Source organism: Nocardia sp. NBC_00881 (genome assembly GCF_045207455.1).
Taxonomy (GTDB): domain Bacteria; phylum Actinomycetota; class Actinomycetes; order Mycobacteriales; family Mycobacteriaceae; genus Nocardia.
Genome location: NZ_CP108798.1, coordinates 3955146 through 3978848, shown reverse-complemented (window position 1 = coordinate 3978848; position 23703 = coordinate 3955146). Strand labels below are relative to the sequence as shown.

At 66.4% G+C, this 23703-nt stretch carries 2 protein-coding genes (1 of these 2 cut by a window edge); both read left to right on the top strand.

From position 1 onward, the window contains the following. Positions 1-7111, top strand: the final stretch of a protein-coding gene (locus tag OH799_RS16540; RefSeq protein WP_406281201.1) for an SDR family NAD(P)-dependent oxidoreductase. 8648 nt of this gene lie to the left of the window's left edge; the window shows 7111 of its 15759 coding nt (coding positions 8649-15759); its start codon lies off the left edge, out of view; its stop codon occupies positions 7109-7111. Further along, positions 7108-23703: a type I polyketide synthase gene (locus tag OH799_RS16535; protein WP_406281199.1), complete on the top strand. Its 16596-nt coding sequence runs from the start codon at positions 7108-7110 to the stop codon at positions 23701-23703. Before OH799_RS16540 ends, OH799_RS16535 begins: the two co-directional genes overlap by 4 nt.

Here is a 23703-nt window from a genome sequence, read left to right as displayed (position 1 = left end):
TGGGCAGGGCAACTATGCCGCGGCGAATGGTTTCCTGGACGGGTTGGCGCAGCGGCGCCGCGCGGCGGGGTTGCCGGCGGTGTCGTTGGCGTGGGGGCCGTGGAACTCCGGCAGCGGGATGACCGGTGAGCTGGACCGCACCACCCTGGCGCGGTGGGAGCGGTTGGGGCTGGGCCAGCTCGGTGATGTTGAAGGTGTGCGTTTGTTCGACGACGCGGTTGCTGGTTCGGACGCGCGTTTGGCCGCGATCCGGTTCGACGCGAGTGTGTTGCGGCGCGCGTCGGATCCCGAGGCGGTTCCCGCGGTGTTGCGTGGGTTCGTGCCGCGTCCGGTGAAGGCTGCGGCAAAGCCCGCGGCGGGTGCGTTGGCTGAGCGGTTGGCTCAGGTGCCGCAGGCCCGGCGTGGTGAGGTGGTGTCGGAGGTGGTGTTGGCGCAGGCGGCGGCGGTGTTGGGGCATGATTCGGCCGCCGATATCCGGCCCGATCGGCGTTTTGACGAGATCGGTTTCGATTCGTTGGGTGGGGTGGAATTCCGCAACCGACTGGGCAAGGCCACCGGTGTACCGCTGCCCTCGACGCTGGTGTTCGACTACCCGACTCCGGCGGCGGTGGCGAAACTGGTGTTGTCCCGTGTGGAGCCGAAGGCGGCGGGCGAGCCGGTCAAGAAGGTGGCGCGTCGGGTACGAACCGACGAGCCGATCGCCATTGTAGGGATGGGCTGCCGGTTCCCCGGCGGCGTCACATCCCCGGATGAGTTGTGGGATCTGCTCGTCGCCGGTATCGACGCGACCAGCGAGTACCCGTCGGATCGAGGTTGGGATCTGGAGCGGCTGTTCGATGAGGATCCGGACAAGCCCGGCACCGTCTACAGCCGTCGTGCTGGGTTCCTCGACGGTGCTGGTGATTTCGATGCCGGTTTCTTCGGAATCAGTCCGCGGGAGGCCTCGGCGATGGACCCGCAGCAGCGTCATTTGCTGGAATCGTCCTGGGAGGCGTTGGAAAACGCGGGTATCGACCCGGTCGCGTTGCGTGGCACCGATGCCGGCGTATTCGTCGGGGCATGCTACTCGGGCTACTTCAACCGTGTCACTCCCGAGTTCGAGGGTCATCGACTCACCGGCACACAGGGCAGTGTGACTTCGGGAAGGCTGTCGTATGTCTTCGGCATCGAGGGGCCTTCGGTCACCGTGGACACTGCGTGCTCGTCGTCGCTGGTCGCATTGCATCTGGCCTGCCAGGCGCTGCGGCAGGGAGAGACCTCGCTGGCATTGACCGGCGGCGCGACGATTTATGCCGATCCCTATCTCTCCATCGATTTCGCGCGGCAGCGCGGCATATCGCCCGAAGGGCGTTGCAAGTCGTTCGCTGCCACGGCAGATGGCACGGCTTTCTCCGAGGGCGTCGGCATGCTGGTGCTCGAGCGCCTGTCGGACGCGCAGCGCTTGGGTCACCATGTGCTGGCGGTGGTGCGTGGCAGCGCGATCAACCAGGACGGTGCAAGCAATGGTTTGTCGGCGCCGAATGGTCCTTCGCAGGAGCGGGTGATCACAACGGCGTTGGCGAACGCGGGATTGGAGCCGACCGATATCGATGCAGTGGAAGCGCACGGGACGGGAACGCCGTTGGGTGATCCGATCGAGGCGCAGGCGCTGATCGGAACCTACGGGCAGGGGCGATCGAGTGGGCCGTTGTGGCTCGGGTCGTTGAAGTCGAATATCGGGCACACCACTGCCGCAGCCGGTGTAGGCGGGGTGATGAAGATGGTGCTGGCGTTGCGGCACGAAACGCTGCCGAAGACCTTGCACGTGGATGAGCCGAGCCCGAAGGTGGACTGGTCGGCCGGCGATGTGGAGTTGTTGACCGACGCACAGCCGTGGCCACGCAACGGGCGTGTTCGCCGCGCGGGAGTGTCCTCGTTCGGTGTCAGCGGCACCAACGCCCACGCCATCCTGGAAGAAGCACCTGCCCAGCGAATTTCGGTATCACAGCCGGCGCCCCGCCCCTCGGTGGCCGTGCCGTGGTTGGTATCGGCGAGTTCCGAGTCCGGTCTGTGTGCGCAGGCGGATCGACTGCGGCAGTGGGTGATCGACCACCCCGACGCGGACGTGTGGGATGTCGCGCATTCCTTGGTGACGTCTCGTGCTCGGCTCGACTGCCGCGGAGCTGTCGTCGGGCGTGACCGGGACGAACTGCTAGCTGGTCTGACCGAGTTGGCGGCTGGTTCGCCGGGCACGATCGAGGCCACAGCGGGTTCAGGCAAGGCAGCGTTCCTGTTCACTGGGCAGGGTACGCAACGGACCGGTATGGGTGCGGGATTGTATGCGGTGTTCGAGGTGTTCGCGGCGGCGTTCGACGAGGTGTGCGCCCAGGTCGATCCGCTGCTCGGATCGTCGTTGAAGGACCTGGTGTTCGATCCGAGTGATGCGGCGTTGGTGGATCTCACGGAGTTCACGCAGCCTGCGTTGTTCGCGTTCGAGGTGGCGTTGTTCCGGCTGATGGAGTCGTTCGGTGTGGTGCCGGACGTGCTGATCGGGCATTCGATCGGGGAGCTGGCCGCCGCATATGTGGCGGGGGTGTGGTCGCTCGAGGATGCGTGTGCCCTGGTGGTGGCGCGCGGGCGGTTGATGGGTGCGCTACCTGAAGGTGGGGCGATGCTGGCGGTGGCTGTGGGAGAGGCGGATGTGGCGGGAATCGTCGCTGGATTCGACGGCAGGGTGTCGGTCGCGGCGGTGAACGGTCCGTCGTCGGTGGTGTTGTCGGGAGACGTGTTCGCGATCGACAAGATCGAGAACACGTTTGCCGTGGACGGAGTGAAGACCTCCCGGCTGCGGGTCAGTCATGCGTTCCATTCGGCGTTGATGGAGCCGATGCTCGACCAGTTCCGCAGTGTGGCCGAAGGTTTGACCTACCACCGGCCGACCGTTCCGATCGTGTCGAACGTTTCGGGGGTTGTGTTCGGTGACGAGGTGACCGACCCGGGGTATTGGGTGGATCAGGTGCGTGGGTGTGTGCGCTTCGCTCCCGGTGTGGACACGCTGGTCGAGGCGGGGGTGCGGCGGTTTGTGGAGATCGGTCCGGATGCTGTGCTGTCCGCGATGACTCGGCAGTGTCTTGCCGAGACCCCGGATATCGAGGCCCGCTCGACAGTGATCGCGGCCGCACGACGATCGACCGACGAGCCGACCCAGTTCGTGTCTTCCCTGGCGCGGGCGCATGTCGCCGGAGTCCGGGTGGACTGGACGCCGTTGTTCGAGGGCCGCTTCGTGGATCGAGTGCCACTGCCTACGTACGCGTTCCAGCACCAGCGGTACTGGTTGCAGCCTGTCGGCGCGGCGGATGTGTGGCAGTCGGGTATGGATGATGCGGGACATCCGCTGTTGGGCGCGATGGTGCGGCTGCCGGATTCTCAGGATGTGGTGTTCACCGGCAGGCTGTCTCGAGCCGGTCGTCCGTGGCTGGCCGATCATGTTGTCGCGGGGATGGCATTGCTGCCCGGCGCTGCTCTGGTCGAGTTGGCGCTGCACGTGGGAACGGTGGTCGGGTGCCCGCGGTTGGCGGAGTTGGTGATCGAGGCGCCCCTGCCGGTGCCGTCCACCGCAGCGGTCGGGCTGCGGGTGGTGGCGGGGGGACCGGACGAGATGGGCGTGGGGACGGTGTCGGTGTATTCGCGTACGTGCGGTGGCGACGATTCCGATCGGGCTGAAGACCAGTGGGTCCGCCACGCGGTCGCGACCGTCACCGCCCAGTCGGATCAGCCGTCGCTGGACCCGAGTGTGGTGAGTTGGCCGCCGGCCGGCGCGACGGCGATGGAGATCGATGACGCCTACGCGGATCTTTCCGAGTTGGGTTATGAGTACGGACCGGCTTTCCGGGGATTGACTGCCCTGTGGGTGCGCGATGGTGAGGTGTTCGCGGAGGTCGCGCTGCCGGAGCAAGTCCGATCGGAGGCTGTGGAGTTCGCTGTGCATCCGGCGTTGTTGGACTCCGCGCTGCACGCGGTCCTGCTCGGCGGGCTGGCTCCTGGCACGCGGGCCGGTGCGGTCGTCGTCCCGTTCTCGTGGGAGAACGTCACGTTGCACGCGACGGGGGCGAGCGCGCTGCGGGTCCGGGCGACCGCGGCCGGGTCCGTTCCGGGCGGTGAGCGGATCGCGATGACCCTCACCGACATGTCGGGCATGGTGGTGGCCGAGGTGGATTCGTTGACGCTGCGTCCGCTGTCGCCCGACATGCTCGGTTCGGCGCGGCAACGGACCGACGCCGCTGGTTACGGTGTGGATTGGGTCGCGCTACCAGACCACGCGGGTGGACTCGCGGTGGCCGGCGCCTGGAGCGTCACCGAGGACGGTGAAACCGTCACGATCGCGGGACGGGACGCGACTGTGCTGCGGCTCGACGCGGCTTTCGACGGTGATCTTCCGGCGGCGGTGCGGGATCTGGTGACCGAGCTGGCGGAGCGGGTGCAGCGGCTGCTGCTGATGGGAGACCGGCTCGTTGTCGTGGTGTCCCACCACGGGGTTGTGGTGCATCCCGGCGAGCGGGTGGACTTGGCCGGGGCGGGGGCGTGGGGTTTGCTGCGCACCGCGCAGAGTGAGAACCCGGACCGGATTCTCCTGGTGGATGTCGATGATTGGGCCGACTGTCGGAATGCCGTGGCATTGGCTTTGACGATCGAAGGTGAACCCCAGTTGGCGCTGCGAGGTGGGACGGCACACGCGCCGCGGCTCGGGGTCGCCGTCGATGGAATAAATGGCCTGTTCGGCTCGTCCGGTGTGCACAGTGAGCCGGTCGCCCCCTCGATGTGGGCGTTGACTTTGCGTGGTAACGGTACGTTGGCCGCTGACAATTTCGGTCTGAGCGACAACCCGGGTGTGTTGGAACCCCTTGGGCCGGGGCGGGTTCGGGTGAGCATGCGGGCGGTGGGTCTCAATTTCCGGGACGTATTGATCGCGTTGGGCACTTACCCGGACCCAAATGGTCGAATTGGTGGGGAGGGGGCCGGGGTCGTGCTGGAGGTGGCGCCGGATGTGACCGAGTTCGTGCCTGGTGACCGGGTTTTCGGGTTGATCTCGGGTGTCGGGGCGGTTGCGGTGGCTGATCGTAGGTTGCTCGCGCCGATGCCGAGGGGTTGGTCGTTCGCTCAGGCGGCGGCGGTGCCGATCGTGTATGCGACTGCCTATTACGGTCTTGTCGATCTGGCCGGGGCGCAGGCTGGTGAAACCCTGTTGTTGCACGCGGCTACGGGTGGTGTTGGTATGGCGGCGGTGCAGCTTGCGCGGTATCTGGGTTTGCGGTTGCTGGTGACCGCGAGCAAGCCGAAGTGGAATGTGTTGCGCGATATGGGGTTCGATGATTCGGAGATCTGTGATTCGCGGACTTCGGATTTCGAGCGGAAGTTCCTCGACGCCACCGACGGTCGTGGGGTGGATATCGTGTTGGATTCGTTGGCAGGCGAATTCGTCGACGCGTCGTTGCGATTGCTGCCGCGCGGTGGTCGGTTCGTCGAGATGGGCATGCTTGATCGACGTGATCCGGTCGAGGTGGCTGCCGAGCATCCGGGGGTGGACTACCACAGTTTCATGTTGACGGAGGTGGGTCCGGATCGGCTGGGGGAGATTCTGACTGCTCTGGTCAGACTTTTCGATGCCGCGGTGTTGGCACCGTATCCGACTACGGCGTGGGATGTGCGGCAGGCGCCGGAAGCGTACCGGCACCTGAGCCGGGCCCGGCATATCGGCAAGAATGTGCTGACCGTGCCGAATCCGTTGCGTCCTGATGGCACGGTGTTGATCACCGGCGGTACCGGGAGGTTGGGTGCAGTGGCCGCGCGGCACCTGGTCAGCGCGCACGGTGTGCGCAGGCTGGTGTTGACGAGCAGGCGTGGTCCGGAGGCGCCCGGCGTGGCCGAGTTCACTGCCGAGCTGACCGCACTCGGTGCGCATGTGGATGTGGTCGCGTGTGATGCGGCTGATCGGGTGGCGCTGGACGCGGTGTTGGCGGCGATTCCGGCGCAGCATCCGTTGACCGGTGTCGTTCATGCCGCGGGTGTGTTGGCCGATGGGTTGCTGGCCACGATGACCGCGGAGCGGATCGCGATGGTATTGCGGCCGAAGGTCGATGCGGCGTGGAATTTGCACGAGGCGACCAAAGACTTGGATCTGTCGATGTTCGTGTTGTATTCCTCGATCGCGGGTGTGATCGGTAATCCGGGGCAGGCGAATTATGCGGCGGCGAATGTATTCCTCGACGCGTTGGCACAGTCCCGGCAGGTGAGCGGTTTGCCGGCGACGTCGGTGGTGTGGGGGCCGTGGGAGCGCAGCGGCGGCATGACCAGTGCGCTCGGTGAGGCTGATTTCGCTCGGTTGCGGCGGGAAGGTTTTGTCCCGATGGGTGACGTGGACGGTATGGCGTTGTTCGACGCGGCACTGGCGGGCGGCCGGTCGGCGTTCGTGGCGGTCCGGATCGATCGGAACGTGCTCGCCGAGACAGATGCCGATGGTTCGCGCGCGATCATGCGCGGCGTTGCACGGCCGGCGCACCGCCGCGTTAGCGCCACCAAGAGCGGGCACGCGACAGCGTTGAATGGGCGCTCCGCAGGTTTGGCGGCGCAACTGCTCGGCCGCTCGACCGCTGAGCAGGAATGCGTCGTTCTCGACGTAATCCGCGTCCAAGCCGCGGCCGTCCTGGGACACACCACTGCGGACTCGATCGCCCCCGACAAGCCGTTCAAAGATCTCGGATTCGACTCGCTCGGCGTGATGGAATTCCGCAACCGCCTGAAATCGGCTGTCGGCGTGCGATTATCCCCCACCACGATGTTCTCGTATCCCACTCCGGAAGCACTGGCCGGTTACGTCCGCCAGGAGATCGCTCCGATCGACGACCCCGTCGAGCACACCGTGGCCGAGGACCTTGCCCGTTTGCAGGCGATGGTCGACCGTCTCCTTGCTGTGGCGGAAGACGACGAGGCGACGGTGACAACATTGCTCGGCATCAGTGACCGTCTTCGGGTCCATTTCGGGGGGCGACGGCAGAGCGATGGGGACGACGACTTCGCTGCGCATTCGGGCAACGAGCTCTTGGATTTGATTGATGAGGAGTTTGGTCGGTCATGAGTATCGAGGAACGACTCACGCGGTCTCTGCAGAAGCTGGCCGGAGATCTGCGCGCTGCGAACCGGAATATTCGGGTGCTGGAGGAGCGGGCGCGGGAGCCGATCGCGATCGTGGGGATGAGTTGCCGCTATCCGGGTGGTGTGGAGTCCCCTGCGCAGCTGTGGGATCTGGTTGCTTCCGGTGTTGATGCGGTCGGTGGGTTTCCTACCGATCGGGGGTGGGATCTGGATCGGTTGTACCACCCGGATCCGGATGTGCCGGGCACGATCTACACCCGTGAAGGCGGATTCCTGGACTTCATCGGCGACTTCGATGCGGGTTTCTTCGGGATCAGTCCTCGTGAGGCCGCGGTGATGGATCCGCAGCAGCGTCTGATGCTGGAGGCGGTCTGGGAAGCGTTGGAGGATGCGGGTATCGATCCGGTGTCGCTGCGTGGCAGTGATACCGGCGTCTTCACCGGAGTCATCCACCAGAACTACGGCCCTCGCATCGGCTCGCCGACCATCACCGCCGAGGCGGAAGGTCATGCCTACCTCGGCGTCGCGAACAGTGTGCTGTCCGGTCGGATCGCTTACACCTTCGGCTTCGAGGGCCCGGCGATGTCGGTCGACACCGCGTGCTCGTCATCGTTGGTGGCTTTGCATCTGGCGTGTCAGGCGTTGCGGCAGGGCGACGCCACGCTGGCCCTGGCGGGTGGCGTCACGGTGATGTCGGATCCGTCTCTGCTGATCGCGTTCGCGCGTCAGCGTGCGCTGTCGCCCGACGCGCGCTGCAAGGCGTTCGCGGCGGCCGCCGACGGGACTGGCTTCGCCGAGGGGCTGGGGGTGCTGGTGTTGGAGCGGTTGTCGGATGCCCAGCGGCTCGGTCACACCGTCTTGGCGGTGGTGCGCGGTAGTGCGGTGAATCAGGACGGTGCGAGTAACGGTTTGACTGCGCCGAATGGTCTGGCGCAGGAACGAGTCATCGCGCAGGCGTTGGCGAATGCGGGTTTGTCGGCGTCGGATGTGGATGCGGTGGAGGCGCATGGCACGGGCACGATGTTGGGGGATCCGATCGAGGCGTCGGCACTGATCAGCGTCTACGGGAAGCAGCGTGCGAGCACTCCGCTGCGTTTGGGTTCGCTGAAGTCGAATGTCGGTCACACATCGGCGGCAGCGGGGGTGGGGAGTGTGATCAAGATGGTGCAGGCTATGCGACACGAGATGTTGCCGAAGACATTGCATGTGGATGTGCCGACGCCGCATGTGGATTGGTCCGCGGGTACGGTACGGCTGCTTCAAGACAGTGAGCCGTGGCCTGCGGAGGAGCGGATCCGTCGGGCGGGTGTGTCGTCGTTCGGGGCCAGCGGTACCAACGCCCACCTCATTCTCGAGGAAGCACCCGCCGAACCGGTCGTCGCGGAGTCGGGAGCCGACTCCGAGCAGGTGGCGGCTGCGAAGCCCATCGTGTCGGATGTCGTTCCGCTGGTGATATCGGCCAAGTCCGCCGAGGCCCTCCGCGCACAGGCGGATCGTTTGCGGCAGTGGTTGATCGGCGACACCGACGCAGACGTATGGGATGTAGCGCATTCCTTGACGACCTCGCGGGCACTGTTGGACTGGCGCGGTGCGGTCTTGGGACGAGACCGGCACCAACTGTTGGCCGGTCTGACCGAGTTGGCGGCGGGCGCGGCGGGCGCGATCGAGGCGAAAGCGGGTTCTGATAAGACGGCTTTCCTGTTCACTGGTCAGGGTGCTCAGCGAGCCGGTATGGGCGCAGGTCTGTATCGCGCGTTTCCGGTGTTCGCGGCGGCGTTGGATGAGGTGTGCGCGAAGTTCGACCCGTTGCTCGGGCGCTCGCTGAAAGATCTGATATTTGCCGATCCGGATGGGTTGTTGGATCGGACGGAGTTCACCCAACCGGCGTTGTTCGCGTTCGAGGTGGCGTTGTTCCGGCTGCTCGAATCGTTCGGTGTCACACCGGATGTGGTGATCGGGCATTCGGTCGGGGAGTTGGCGGCTGCGTTTGTGGCGGGCGTGTGGTCGCTGTCGGACGCGTGTGCCCTGGTGGCGGCGCGGGGCCGGTTGATGGGTGCGTTGCCAGCGGGTGGCGCGATGCTCGCTGTGGCGATCGGCGAGGAGCGAGCAGCGGATGTGGTTGCCGGGTTCGGTGATCGGGTGTCGATTGCGGCGGTGAGCGACCCGTCGTCGACGGTGTTGTCCGGGGACGCTGCCGCCATCGAGGAGATCGAGCGGCAGCTTTCCGCCACTGGAGTCGAGACGAATCGGCTACGGGTCAGCCACGCTTTCCATTCGGCGCGGATGGATCCGATGTTGACCGAGTTCCGGGTGGTGGCCGAAGGCATCGCGTACGAATCGCCGACGTTGCCGATCGTGTCGAACGAGACCGGTGCGGTCGCAGGGGATGCGGTGACCGATCCGGAGTATTGGGTGCGGCAAGTGCGGGGTTGTGTGCGGTTCGCTCCGGGTGTGGATGCACTGGTCGTGGCTGGTGCGCGGCGTTTTCTCGAGGTGGGTCCGGATGCGGTGTTGGCGGCGATGACGCGTGGGTGTCTGGCCGAGAGCCCTGAGGTCGAGTCGGTGTCGCGGGTGGCGGCGGCCGCCCGGCGGTCGGTGGATGAGGTGGAACAGTTCGTTACCGCCTTGGCGCAGGTCCATGTTGCGGGTGTGCGGGTGGACTGGGGGCCGTTGTTCGCCGGTCGTGGGGTGGGTCGGGTCGTGTTGCCGACGTATGCGTTCCAACATCGACGGTTCTGGTTGCAGCCCGGCAGCGATGCGTCGCAGCCATCGACGGACCATCCGATTCTGACGGGTGTGGTCGGGTTGGCGGGGACCGACGAGTGGTTGTTCACCGGCCGGTTCTCGGTGCGTACCCATCCGTGGATCGCTGATCACATGGCTCATGGTGTGGTGGTGGTGCCGGGGGTGTTGTTGCTCGAATTTCTCCTCGTCGCAGGCGGTCGGATCGGTTGCGAGGTGGTTGAGGAAGTTATTGTGCAGTCGCCGATCCGGCCCGGTGGCGACGAAGTCGAGCTGCAGGTGCTGGTAGAGGCCGCAGACGAGTCCGGGCGGCGTATGTTCGAGTGCTTTTACCGGAAGTCGTCCGACGCGGAAGCAGAATGGGAGCGCAATGCGTCGGGTGCGTTTGCGGCGCGGCGTAACAGCGCGGAGCTCGTCGAGGGGGGTTGGTCGGTTGACGGGTGGGCTGGTGATTCGGTGTTGGTGTCGCGGTTGCGGGAGGAGGACTGGCCGCCGGTCGATACCGAACGCGTAGCCGTGGACAGCGCGACGCTTGCCGAGCAGATCACCAACGACACCGGGCTGGAGTACGGTGCGGCGTTCATCGGGGTGCAGGCGGTGTGGCGGCGCGACGACACGGTGTTCTCGGAGGTCGTGCTGGACACCGACGCGGTGGCGGAATCGGGCCGCCATGATCTGCATCCGGCCTTGATGGAGCTGGTGGTGCACGCGGGGCTGTCCCAGCTGGTTTTCCGCCAGGTGGATTCGGATCCGAACACCGGTTGGTTGCTGTTCCGGTGGGGTGGCGCGCGTTTCCACAAGCCGGCGCCTGACGGCCATGGTCGCATGCCTGCGGAGGTGACATCGCTTCGGGTCATCGCGGTCAAGACCGGAGCCGACACCGTGGCTGTGGCGGCCGTCGATCCGGATGGCACCCCGATCCTGTCCGTCGATGAGGTGTTGCTGCGTCCGTATGACGTCGAGGAATTCCGGCGCAGCCTGTCCGGTGACGAGGCCGGCCTGTATCAGGTCCGGTGGGAGTCCACCGCGGCATCGCTGGTCGACGGGCCGGTACCGGTGATGGCGGTGCTCGCGGACACGACGGTGGCGGGGATTGAAACGTCCGCAATATCGGCTGCTGAGGTTGTTGCGGCCGACCCGGTCGCGGGTGTGGTGGTGTGGCGGGCGAGCGAGGCGGCCGGTGCGGTCGATGATCCCGCGGTGGTGCGGGCGCGGGTGCACGCCACGCTTGCGGTGTTGAAGTCCTGGCTTGCCGAAGAACGCCTGTCCGATGTCCGGCTGGTAGTGGTCACCACGGGCGGCGCCGGGCTGCCTGGGGAGGTTGCGGATGTGGCTGCGGGCGCGGTGTGGGGGTTGGTCCGTAGTGCGCAGTCGGAGAATCCGCAGCGGTTCGTTCTCCTCGACGAGGATCCGGCCGAGCCGCTGGATGTCGATCGGATCGCGGCCGTGTTGCGGTCGGGTGAGTCGCAGGTCGCGGTGCGGGGTGCGCAGATTCTGGTCCCCCGGTTGACGCGTGCATCCGCATCCGCGTCGGCCGAAACCGTGCCGCGGCCTGTCCCGGAGCGTTCCGGGCGACAAGACGACCGGGACAAGCCGCATCCGTGGTTGGGGGGTGGGACGGTGTTGATCACCGGTGGTACGGGCGACCTGGGTGCGTTGTTCGCCCGCCACCTCGTCGCCGAGCACGGTGTGCGCCGACTGGTGCTGTCGTCGCGGCGGGGACCCGCGGCGGCCGGTGCGGACGAGTTGGTCGCGGAGCTGGCGCAGGCAGGTGCGGACGTCCGGGTGGTTGCCTGTGATATCGCCGACCGTGACGCGGTCCGGAAGCTGTTGGAGACCATTGATTCCGATGCTGCGTTGACTGCGGTGGTGCATACCGCGGGTGTGCTCGACGACGGCACCATCGAGACTCTGACCGGTGAACAGGTGGATCGGGTGCTGGCGCCGAAGGTAGACGGTGCGTGGCATCTGGACGAGCTGACGCGTGACCGCGACTTGTCGGCGTTCGTGGTGTTCTCCTCGATCGCGGGGGTGCTTGGGTCGGCCGGACAGGCCAACTATGCGGCGGCGAACAGTTTCCTGGACGCGCTGGCGCACCGGCGCCGCGCGGCAGGGTTGCCGGCTGTGTCGCTGGCGTGGGGTCCGTGGAACCAGGGCAATGGGATGACCAGCGGCCTAGGGAGTACGGCGATGGCGCGGTGGGGTCGGCTGGGGTTGAGCCAACTCCACAATCCCGAAGGTGTGCGGTTGTTCGACGACGCCCTCACGGGCACCGATCCGCGGCCTGCTGCGATCCGGTTCGACGCCGGCGTGCTGCGGCGGGAGTCCGACCTCGATGCGGTTCCGGCCGTGTTGCGTGGGTTCGTGCCGCGTTCGACGTATCCGGGGAAGGCGGCGCGGAAGCTCTCGCTGGCGGCGGGTGCGTTGGGTGCTCGGTTGGCTCAGGTGCCACAGGCCCGACGTGGTGAGGTGGTGTTGGAGGTGGTGTCGGCGCAGGCGGCGGCGGTGTTGGGGCATGACTCGGTCGACGACATCCGGCCCGACCAGCGTTTCGACGAGATCGGTTTCGACTCGCTCGGCGGCGTGGAATTCCGGAACCGGCTGGCCAAGGCCACCGGCCTGCAATTGCCCTCGACTCTGGTATTCGATCACCCGACCGTGGCGGCAGTGGCGAAGTTGGTGCAGTCCCGTGTCGAGCCGGAGGCGGTGGGCGAACCGGTCAAGAAGACGGTGCGCCGGGTTCGGGCGGACGAACCGATCGCGATCGTGGGAATGGGATGCCGGTTCCCGGGAGGTGTGAAGTCACCGGATGACCTGTGGGACCTGCTGACATCCGGAGTCGACGCGACCAGTGAGTACCCGTCGGATCGGGGCTGGGATCTGGAGCGGTTGTTCGATCCCGATCCGGACAAGCCCGGCACCGTTTATGCCCGTCGCGCCGGATTCCTCGATGATGCCGGTGATTTCGACGCCGGTTTCTTCGGTATCGGTCCGCAGGAGGCGTCGGCGATGGAGCCGCAGCAGCGTCAGTTGTTGGAGGCGTCCTGGGAGGCCTTGGAGGACGCGGGTATCGACCCGGTCTCGTTGCGCGGCAGTGACACCGGGGTGTTCGTCGGAGCGTGCTACTCGACGTACTACACCCGGGTGGCTGGTGAGTTGGAGAATTACCGGCTCACTGGTTCCCAGTGCAGCGTGACCTCCGGCCGGCTGGCGTATGTCTTCGGTGTCCAAGGGCCTACCGTCACCGTGGACACCGCGTGCTCGTCGTCGCTGGTCGCTTTGCATTTGGCCTGTCAAGCGCTACGGCAGGGGGAGACCTCGCTCGCACTGACCGGCGGTGTGACCGTCTACGCCGATCCCTTTCTCTCCGTGGAATTCGCGCGGCAGCGTGGTCTGTCGCCCGATGGACGGTGCAAGTCGTTCTCCGCCGCGGCCGACGGGGTCGCCTTTTCCGAGGGCGTCGGAATGCTGGTGCTCGAACGACTGTCCGACGCCCGCCGCTGGGGCCACGACGTGTTGGCGGTGGTGCGTGGTAGCGCGATCAACCAGGACGGTGCATCGAATGGTTTGACCGCACCGAACGGCCCGTCCCAGGAACGCGTGATCGCGGCGGCGTTGGCCAACGCCGGCCTGTCCCCGGCAGATGTGGATGCGGTGGAGGCGCACGGCACCGGAACGCCTTTGGGTGACCCGATCGAAGCGCAAGCACTGATCGCCACCTATGGCCAGGATCGACCGGATCGGCCCCTGCACATCGGATCGCTCAAGTCGAATATCGGACACACCGCGGCCGCGGCAGGCGTGGCCGGGGTAATCAAGATGGTGCAAGCGTTGCGGCACGAAACGCTACCGAAAACCTTGCATATCGACGAGCCGAGCCCACATGTGGACTGGTCGGCAGGCAACGTGGCGCTGCTGACCCAGCCACAACCATGGCCGGCCAACGGGCGGGTCCGTCGGGCCGGAGTGTCCTCGTTCGGTGTCTCCGGCACCAACGCACACGCCATCCTCGAACAAGCACCCACCCGGCGGTCGAGCCCGCAACAGGTAATACACCGCAACCAGCCAGACCACATCGAAGGCCGGGAAATCCCCACCCCGCAGCGCGCGCCGATAGCCCTACCGCACCCCGCCGCGCCCGTACCGTTGCTGATATCGGCTAAATCCGAGTCGGGTTTGCGGGCGCAGGCGCAACGGTTGCGGCAGTGGGTGATCGACAAACCTGACTTGGACGTGTGGGACATCGCACACTCGCTGGCCAACTCTCGTGGTCGGCTGGAGTGTCGGGGCGCGGTTGTCGGCGCAGACCGCGGCGAGTTGCTTTCCGGTCTTGCCGATTTGGCGGCAGGGGTGGTGTCTTCCGGTGTTGTCGAGGCAGTCGTCGGATCGGGTAGAACGGCGTTGCTGTTCACCGGGCAGGGGGCGCAACGTGGCGGGATGGGGGCGGGCCTGTACGACTCGTTCGAGGTGTTCGCGGCGGCGTTGGACGAGGTGTGTGCGGAGTTCGATCCCCTGTTGGGGCGGTCGCTGAAGGATGCGATGTTCGCGCGGGGTGACGGTCTGGTGTTGTTGGATCGGACGGAGTTCACTCAGCCTGCCTTGTTTGCGTTCGAGGTGGCGTTGTGTCGTTTGGTGCAGTCGTTCGGGGTCGTACCGGACATGCTGATCGGGCATTCGGTCGGTGAGTTGGTGGCTGCGTATGTGGCTGGGGTGTGGTCGTTGTCGGATGCGTGTCGTGTGGTTGCTGCGCGTGGTCGGTTGATGGGAGCATTGCCTGCCGGTGGGGCGATGGTGGCGGTGGCTGTGGGGCAGGAGGATGCGGCAGAACTTGTTGCCGGGTACGGGGACAGGTTGTCGATCGCGGCGGTGAACGGTCCGTCGTCGGTGGTGTTGTCCGGGAACGGGGACGCTATCGAGGAGGTGGAGCGGCGTTCCGCCGCGGAAGGCCACCGGACCACCCGGTTACGGGTCGGTCATGCGTTTCATTCGGCGCGTATGGATGCGATGCTGGCCGAGTTCCGTTCGGTGGCCGAAGGTGTGACCTATCATCTGCCGAACGTTCCGGTCGTGTCGAACCTCGATGGTGCCGTTGTGGGTGTGGAGTTGACCGATCCGGACTATTGGGTGAAGCAGCTCCGTGCATGTGTGCGATTCGCGTCCGGGATCGACACCCTGGTCAACGCCGGCGTGCGGCGGTTTGTCGAGATCGGCCCCGATGCCGTGCTGTCGGCGATGACTCGGCAATGTCTTGCCCAAACCCCGGACATCGAGGCCCGCTCGACAGTGATCACCCCAGCCCGACGCTCGACCGACGAACCGACACAGCTCGTATCCGCCCTCACACACGCCCACACAGCAGGTATGGACGTCGACTGGAAGCCACTGTTCGACAACCGCACGGTGTCACGGGTCCCCTTACCCACCTACGCATTTCAACACCAACGGTATTGGCTACAGCCGGCTCCCGAGACATCGTCACCGTCCCGCCATCCAGTACTGACCGAAGAAGTGAGGGTCGCAGGCAAGGACGAGTGGCTGTTCACCGGCCGACTCTCGGTGGCGTCTCATCCGTGGATCGCCGATCACACGATATTCGGCGCGATACTGCTGCCGGGAGCCGGTTTCGTGGAACTGGCGTTGGCCGTCGGTGCTCGATTGGGTATCGAGATCGTCGACGAGCTGGTTCTGGAAGCACCCCTGCGATTGGACGACTGGACCGAGGTCGACGTCCAGGTCGGTGTCGAAGAGCCCGATGACGACGGGCGCAGACGCTTCGTCGTGGCGTCCAGGGTGATCGGCGAACATTCCGACAGCGGATCCGGAATTACACACGCTCGTGGCGTTCTCGCTCCGAGTGCGATGAATGATGCTACGGCCCGTGACAGCGTGCAGGGTCCGGAAGCCTGCCCCGGAGTGCCTTCACCCGGGGACGATGTGACGTTGGGTGATTCGATGTACGGCCGGTTGGCTGCGCGCGGACTCGACTACGGGCCCGCGTTCCGGGGGGTGAGTCGCCTATGGCGGGAGGGTGGTGGCGATATCTTGGCGGATGTGCGGCTGCCGGTCGAGGGCGGCGCCGATGCCGACCGGTTCCGTCTCCATCCCGTGTTGTTGGACTCCGCGCTGCACGCTGCGGTGGAGGAGTTGGCCGCCGACTTTGCCGCCGACCAGGCTCCGCTGCCGTTCTCGTTCACCGGTGTGCGGTTGTACCGTCCCGGGGCGACGGCCGTGCAGGCACGAATCCGACGCAGCGAAGCCGCCAGTGGTATGAGCGTCGGGCCCGAGGTGGCAGCGGAAAGTAACGACGAGGGACATGCGAATGCCGCGCTCCAACACAGCGGCAGTATTCGGCTCGAGCTCGGCGACGACACAGGCGCTCTGGTATTGACCGTCGAGTTAGCGCAGGCGCGTCCGGTGAGCAGCAAGGCATTGCAGGATGGTCGGTTCGCCGGTCACCACCGGCTGTACGATCTGCAGTGGAGCCCAATCGACGGTATTGATGCTCAACCGCTCCGTTCCTTCACTTCTCGTGGTACGGGTGGCCGGCGGATCGTCGTCTTAGGCTCGACGCAGGCCGATGTGCCTTCGCCGGAAGGCTCGCGTCCAAAAGATCACTGGGACAAGCTTTATCCGGGGTTTGTGGAGAGCTGCCCGAATATGACCGCGCTGAGCGAGGCTGCCGGGGACGATGTTCCGGATGTGCTGGTGTGGTTTGCCGACAACTCGCCCGAGGAAAGTAGGGCATTGTCGGCAAATGCCGTGCACCGACGTGTGAACATGGTGCTGCCGACGGTTCGCTCATGGTTGTCTCTGCCCGCGGCCGATGCGCGACTGGTTGTGGTGACGCGCAATGGGGCCGGTCTGCCGGGAGAAGACCCGGATCTGGCCGCTGCGGCGACGTGGGGTTTTCTGCGGAGCGCGCAGTCGGAGCATCCCGGCCGAATTGTGTTGGTGGACACCGACATCTACGGCGATGTGACGCCCGAGCTGATATCGGCTGTTCTCGATGCCGACGAACCGCAGCTGGTGGTGCGCGTGGGTGCGCTACTCGCGCCACAGTTGACCCGTCGCGACGCGCAGCCGGACGGGTCGGGTATCGCGATCGGCTCCGGCGCGGTGTTGATCACCGGCGGTACCAGCGGGTTGGGTGCGCTCGTGGCCCGGCACCTCGCCGAGAGGTACGGCGCGCGGAATCTGGTGTTGGTGTCCCGGCGCGGTGAGCGCGCCGAAGGCGTCGCCGAACTCGTTGCCGAGCTGGCCGAACTCGGGGCTCGGACCCGGGTGGTGGCCTGCGATGTGAGTGATCGCGCCGCCGTGGCGTCGATGCTCGACGATCTCTGCGACGGTCCCGCACTGACTGCCGTGGTGCACGCGGCGGGTGTGCTGGCCGACGGTACCGTGGACACGCTCACCCCCGAGCAGATCGACGGGGTTCTCGCACCGAAAGTCGATGCGGCGCTGCATCTGCACGAGCTCACGCTCGATCGCGACTTGTCGGCGTTCGTCATGTTCTCCTCGGTCGCGGCGATCCTCGGATCGCCGGGTCAGGGTAACTATGCGGCGGCGAACTCGGTGCTGGACGCGTTGGCGCGCCGCCGTGTCAACGCGGGTCTGCCCGCGGTTTCGGTGGCGTGGGGTCCGTGGAACCAGGCCGGCGGGATGACGGCCGATTTGGGTGAAGCGAGCTTGGAACGGTTGTCGCGTACTGGTTTTCGACCGTTGACCGAGGTCGACGGTCTCGCGTTGTTCGACCTGGCGGTTGGCGCGAATACGCCGTTCGTCGCCGCGGTCGACTTCGATATGGCGTCGTTGTCGGTCCAGGCGCGGGCTGGCCTGTTGTCAGGTCTGTTGCAGTCGTTGGTGCCGGCGCCGCGGCGCGCCGACAGTGGTGGTGGGGATCTGGCGCGGCGGTTGGCTTCGGCGTCGCCGGAGAAGTACGACGCGATCGTTGTCGACTTCGTGCGCGATCAGGTGGCCGCGGTGTTGGGTCATGCCTCCGGCGCGTTGATCGATGCCGAGAAGCCGTTCAGCGAACTGGGTTTCGATTCGTTGGGTTCGGTGGAGTTCCGCAACCGGCTCACCAAAGCCACGGCGCTGCAGCTTCCGTCGACCCTCGCCTTCGACTATCCGACCGCGACGGCACTGGCCCGCTACCTGCGCTCCCGCGTCGAGGGCGCAAACGCGAATACACTCGCCGCGCATACCCCGCGCCGGGTGCACACCGATGAGCCGATCGCGATCGTGGGTATGGCCTGCCGGTACCCCGGCGGTGTCGAGTCTGCGGACGATCTGTGGGATCTGGTGGTGTCGGGAACGGATGCCATCAGCGAGTTCCCGACCGATCGCGGCTGGGACCTGAACCGCCTGATTCACCCCGATCCGGAGAACCCGGGTACATCCTACGCCCGGGAGGGCGGTTTCCTGACGAACGCCGCCGATTTCGACGCGGCCTTTTTCGGGATCGGTCCTCGTGAGGCGATCGCGATGGATCCGCAGCAGCGGTTGCTGTTGGAGGTGTCATGGGAGGCGTTGGAGCATGCCGGGATCGATCCGACGTCATTGCGGGGCAGCGATACCGGTGTCTACACCGGTGTGATGTATCAGGACTACGACGCCGTGACGCGGCAGGGTGGGTCCGAGGTCGAGGGGTATGTCGCGACCGGTGCCGCGGGGAGCGTGGTGTCCGGACGAGTGGCGTACGCATTGGGTTTGGAAGGGCCGGCGATGACGGTGGATACGGCGTGTTCGTCGTCGCTGGTGGCGTTGCATGTGGCGTGCCAGGCGCTGCGCCGAGGAGAGAGCTCGCTCGCATTGGTGGGTGGTGCGACGGTGATGGCGACCCCGATGGTGTTCGTGGAGTTTTCTCGGCAGCGTGGTTTGGCTCCGGATGGGCGGTGCAAGGCGTTTTCGGCGTCGGCCGACGGGGTGGCCTGGTCCGAAGGTGCGGCGGTGTTGGTAGTGGAACGGCTCTCGGACGCACGGCGACTAGGCCACAACGTGTTGGCGGTGGTGCGTGGCAGCGCGGTCAATCAGGACGGCGCGAGCAATGGTTTGACCGCGCCGAACGGCCCCTCGCAGGAACGGGTGATCGCGGCGGCATTGGCCGACGCCGGGTTGCGCGCGGTGGACGTAGACGCGGTAGAGGCGCACGGAACGGGTACGGCGTTGGGGGATCCGATCGAGGCGCAGGCGTTGATCGCCGCCTACGGACAGGATCGACCGGATCGACCGCTGCGCATCGGCGCGCTCAAGTCCAACATCGGTCACACGCAGGCAGCCTCCGGTGTGGGTGGGATGATCAAAATGGTGCAGGCATTGCAGCACCAGATGCTGCCGAAGACGCTGCATGTCGATGCATTGTCGCCGCATGTGGATTGGTCGGCGGGGTCGGTGCGGGTGTTGACCGATGCCCAGCCGTGGCCCGCCGGCGACACCGTGCGGCGTGTGGGGGTGTCGTCGTTCGGGATCAGCGGCACCAACGCGCATGTGATCCTCGAGGAAGCGCCGCCGACGCCTTCTGCCCGGGTCGTTTGGGAGCGTGGCGGTGGCGAACCCGCCGCCGTAGGGCCGGATATCGATGTCGCCGTGGTGCCGTGGGTGGTGTCGGCGAAGTCGGAGGAGGCGTTGCGAGGCCAAGCGGATCGGTTGCGGGCATGGTTGGCTGATCGTGCGGATGTGGACCTCTGGGCAGTGGCGCGGTCGTTGCTGGACTCGCGGGCAGTGCTGGATCGGCGGGGTGTTGTCATCGGGCGTGACCGGCGGGAGTTGCTCGCCGGACTGGAGGCTCTGGCCAATCCTTCACTGGGATCGGCTTCCCTGGATGCAAGTACTCCAGGGCAGGCGTCGTTGGTGGTCGACGGCGTTGCGGGTACGGGAGAAACGGTCTTCCTGTTCACCGGTCAAGGCGCACAAAGGGTGGGCATGGGTGCGGGCCTGTACCAGGCGTTTTCGGTGTTTGCGGCGGCATTGGACGAGGTGTGCGCGGAGTTCGATCGGCATCTGGGCGAGGCTCACTCGTCCTCCGACCACGATCCCTCAGAGAGTTCCGCACTGGCCCACCCGTCCACCGACCACCCCTCGAAGAGCTTCGCGCTGTCGTTGAAGGAGGTGATGTTCACCGATCCGGAGGGGGTGTTGGATCGGACGGAGTGGACGCAGCAGGCGTTGTTCGCGTTCGAGGTGGCGATGTTCCGGTTGCTGGAGTCGTTCGGTGTGGCACCCGATGTCGTGGCGGGGCATTCGATTGGTGAGTTGGTCGCGGCATACGTGGCGGGGGTGTGGTCGCTCGCGGATGTGTGTGTGCTGGTGGCGGCGCGGGGCCGGTTGATGGGTGCGCTGCCCACAGGTGGGGCGATGCTCGCCGCCGCCGTGGCGGAGACAGAAATGGCGGAGGTGATTGCCGAGTACGACGGTCGGGTGTCGGTTGCGGCGGTGAACGGGCCGGAGTCGGTGGTGATCTCCGGCGACGCCGACGTCGTCGACGAGGTGGAGCGGACGTTGGCGGCGCAGCACCGTGAAACCACGCGGCTGCGGGTTTCGCACGCGTTCCATTCGGTGTCGATGGAGCCCATGCTCGACGAGTTCCGTTCTGTGGCTGAGAGATTGACGTATCGGAAGCCGCTGATGCCGATCGTGTCGAACATGTCGGGTGAGCAGGCCGGTGACGAGGTCTGTGATCCTGAGTACTGGGTGGCGCAGGTTCGTGGTTGCGTGCGGTTCGCTCCTGGCGTGGACACGCTGGTCGAGGCTGGTGTGCGCACGTTCGTGGAGGTGGGGCCGGACGCAGTACTCGCCGCGATGACTCGCGAATGCCTGGCCGAACATGCGGACCGGCAGGCGACGTCTACGGTGATGGCGTCGTCGCGGCGATCGATCGACGAGTCGGTGCAGTTCCTCCTGTGCCTGGCGCAGGCCCAAGCGGTGGGACTACCGGTGGACTTGCGGCGCTTGTTCGCCGGGCGCGGCAAGGATCGGGTGGCGTTGCCCACCTATGCGTTCCAGCACCGACGGTACTGGCTGCAGCCGCCGTCCGGCATCGTGACCGGCACGTTCGGGCATCCTCTGCTGGCCACCGCAGTGCCGCTCGCGGGTAGAGACGAGTGGCTGTTCACGGGCCGGCTCTCGGTGCGGACTCATCCGTGGATCGCTGACCATGCGGTGTTCGGCTCGGTGTTGTTGCCGGGGACGGCCTTCGCGGAATTGGCGTTGAGCGCGGGGGCGCGACTACACGTCGACGTCATCGAGGAACTGCTGCTGGAAGCCCCGCTGATGCTCGTCGGCGGAGCCGAGGTCGACCTGCAGTTGAGTGTTGCGGCACCCGACGGCGAGGGCCGGCGCGCATTCGCGATCTACTCCCGCCCCGCCGCCGACGGGGACTCGGCCGACGAGCACCCGTGGGTGCGGCACGCAGCCGGTGTCCTCACCCCGACTGCCGATATCGCCCCGATATGGAGCGAGCAGACCTGGCCTCCTCCCGGGGCGGAGCCGTCGAACGACGCGTCCCTCTACAATCGCCTTGCGCAGCGGGGTTTCGACTACGGCCCGGCGTTCCAGGGCGTCACCGCCATGTGGACCCGCGGCGAGCAGATCTTCGCAGACGTCTCACTCGACGAATCGGCGAGCGGTTCGGCATCCGCATTCGGCATCCATCCCGCACTGCTGGACGCCTGTCTGCACGTGGCGGTCGATGGTCTGGCCGGCGACCTACCCGCGGGACAGTTGCTGTTGCCTTTCTCGTTCGCGGGAGTTCGGCTGTGGCGTTCCGGCGTCGGGGCGGTGCGTGCACGGGTGGTCCGGGACGGCAGCGGGCAGGTCGGGATCGATGTTGTCGATGACACCGGCTCGGTCGTGTTGGCCATCGATGCGGTTACCGCGCGTCCGGTCGACGTCGAAGCTCTGAAGGTGGCAAGTAGGGCTCACCGCTCGTTGCCGCTGCACCTGCGATGGGTCTGCTCGGAGCTGCCTGCCCCGGCGTCCGTCGGTGTGATGGCGACATTGGGGTCGGCGAGGGTGGCCGGGGTCGACCGGCACTATTGCGACGTTGCGGAATTGGCTGCGGCCGAAGAAATTCCGGAGCTGGTTGTCTGGTCGCTTGCCGACGACCTCGCCGTGGTCGACACTGTCGACGGGGATGGGCGGATCGGTGACGCTTCCTCCGGTGGGCGTGCTGCAGCGATTCGGGCTTCGGTTCACGCAGTCTGGGAGATCCTGCGGTCGTGGTTGTCGAGCGAGCGGCTGGAGGATTCTCGTTTGGTGGTGGCGACCCGCGGGGCGACGGGCGTGGCGGGTGAGTCGGTCGACTTGGCTGCTGCCGCGGTGGCCGGCATGGTCCGCACCGCCCAATCGGAGCACCCGGGTCGGATTGTGCTGCTGGACCACGAGGGCATTTTGGACGCTGACGTGGTGCGCAGTGCCATCGCATCGGATCAGGGGCAGATGGCGGTACGTGATTCCCGGATGTTCGTACCGCGACTGTCCGGCGATGCTCCCACCCGAGAACCGCAGTCCGACCCGGATGCGAAGTTCGGGAACGGCACGGTATTGATTACCGGTGGCACCAGTGGTTTGGGTGCGGTGATGGCCCGGCATCTGGTTGCCGTGCATGGTGTGGAGCACCTGTTGTTGGTGTCACGTCGGGGTGAAACGGCGGCGGGTGTCGCGGAGCTGGTGGCCGAATTAACCGACATGGGAGCCGAAATCCGTGTTGCCGCATGCGATGTCGGTGACCGCGCGAGTGTGGCAGCCGTGCTCGATACGATCGGGGCCGAGTATCCGTTGACGGCGGTGATCCATTCCGCGGGTGTCCTCGATGACGCCACGCTCGAGAAGCTGACTGCGGAGCAGATCGACCGTGTGCTCGCGCCCAAGGTCGACGGCGCGCTGCACCTGAACGACCTGACCCGCGGGCACGACCTGGCGGCGTTCATCATGTTCTCCTCCGTGGCGTCGACATTCGGCGCGCCAGGCCAGGGCAACTATGCGGCGGCGAACTCGTTCCTCGACGGGCTCGCACACGCTCGCCGCGCCCAGGGGCTGCCGGGGTTGTCGGTGGCGTGGGGCCCCTGGCGCCAGGAAGCGGGTATGTCAGGCACGATGGCTCGGGGCTCCCTGGCCCGGCTGGAGCGACTGGGCCTAGAGGTCATCGGCGATGACGATGGAGTTGTGCTGTTCGACGCCGCAATCGCCGCGGACGAACCCGTGGCCGTCTGCGCCGAATTCGACAAGCCGATGCTGGCGGCCCACGCCCGAGCCGGGCTGCTGCCCGAGGTACTCAGCAGCCTGGTGGCGGCACGGGCGCGGCGCGCGGCGCGCGGTGTGGCGGCCGGCGGCCAGCTGGCTGGGCGGCTCGCCGCCGCGCGGGAGGACCAACGGGATGTGGTGGTGCTCGGATTCGTGCGGGAACATGCCGCGGCTGTGCTCGGACACCCGTCTGCCGCGGCTATCGAACCCGACGCCCAGTTCAACGAACTGGGATTCGATTCGCTCGGTAGTGTCGAGCTGCGGAATCGGCTCGCCGAGGCGACTGGTATGAAACTGCCGTCGTCGCTGGTGTTCAGCTATCCGACTATTACCGCAGTGGCGAAATATTTGCGTTCGCGTTGGGAGGCCACCGCGACCGTGTCGATGGTCGATGACCCGATCGACTCACTGCGGCGGCTGTTGGCGGCCAAGTCGTCTGCCGATGAGAAGGAGCGGTTGATCGAGCGGATCCGTTCGACGCTGGCCGAGGCCGTGGCCGAACGTGAATCCCCGACTCGCAGCGTTCGCGTGGCCGTCGAGGCGGCGGACAGTGCTGATGAGCTTCTTGCTCTTATCGACCGAGAGATTAAGTAG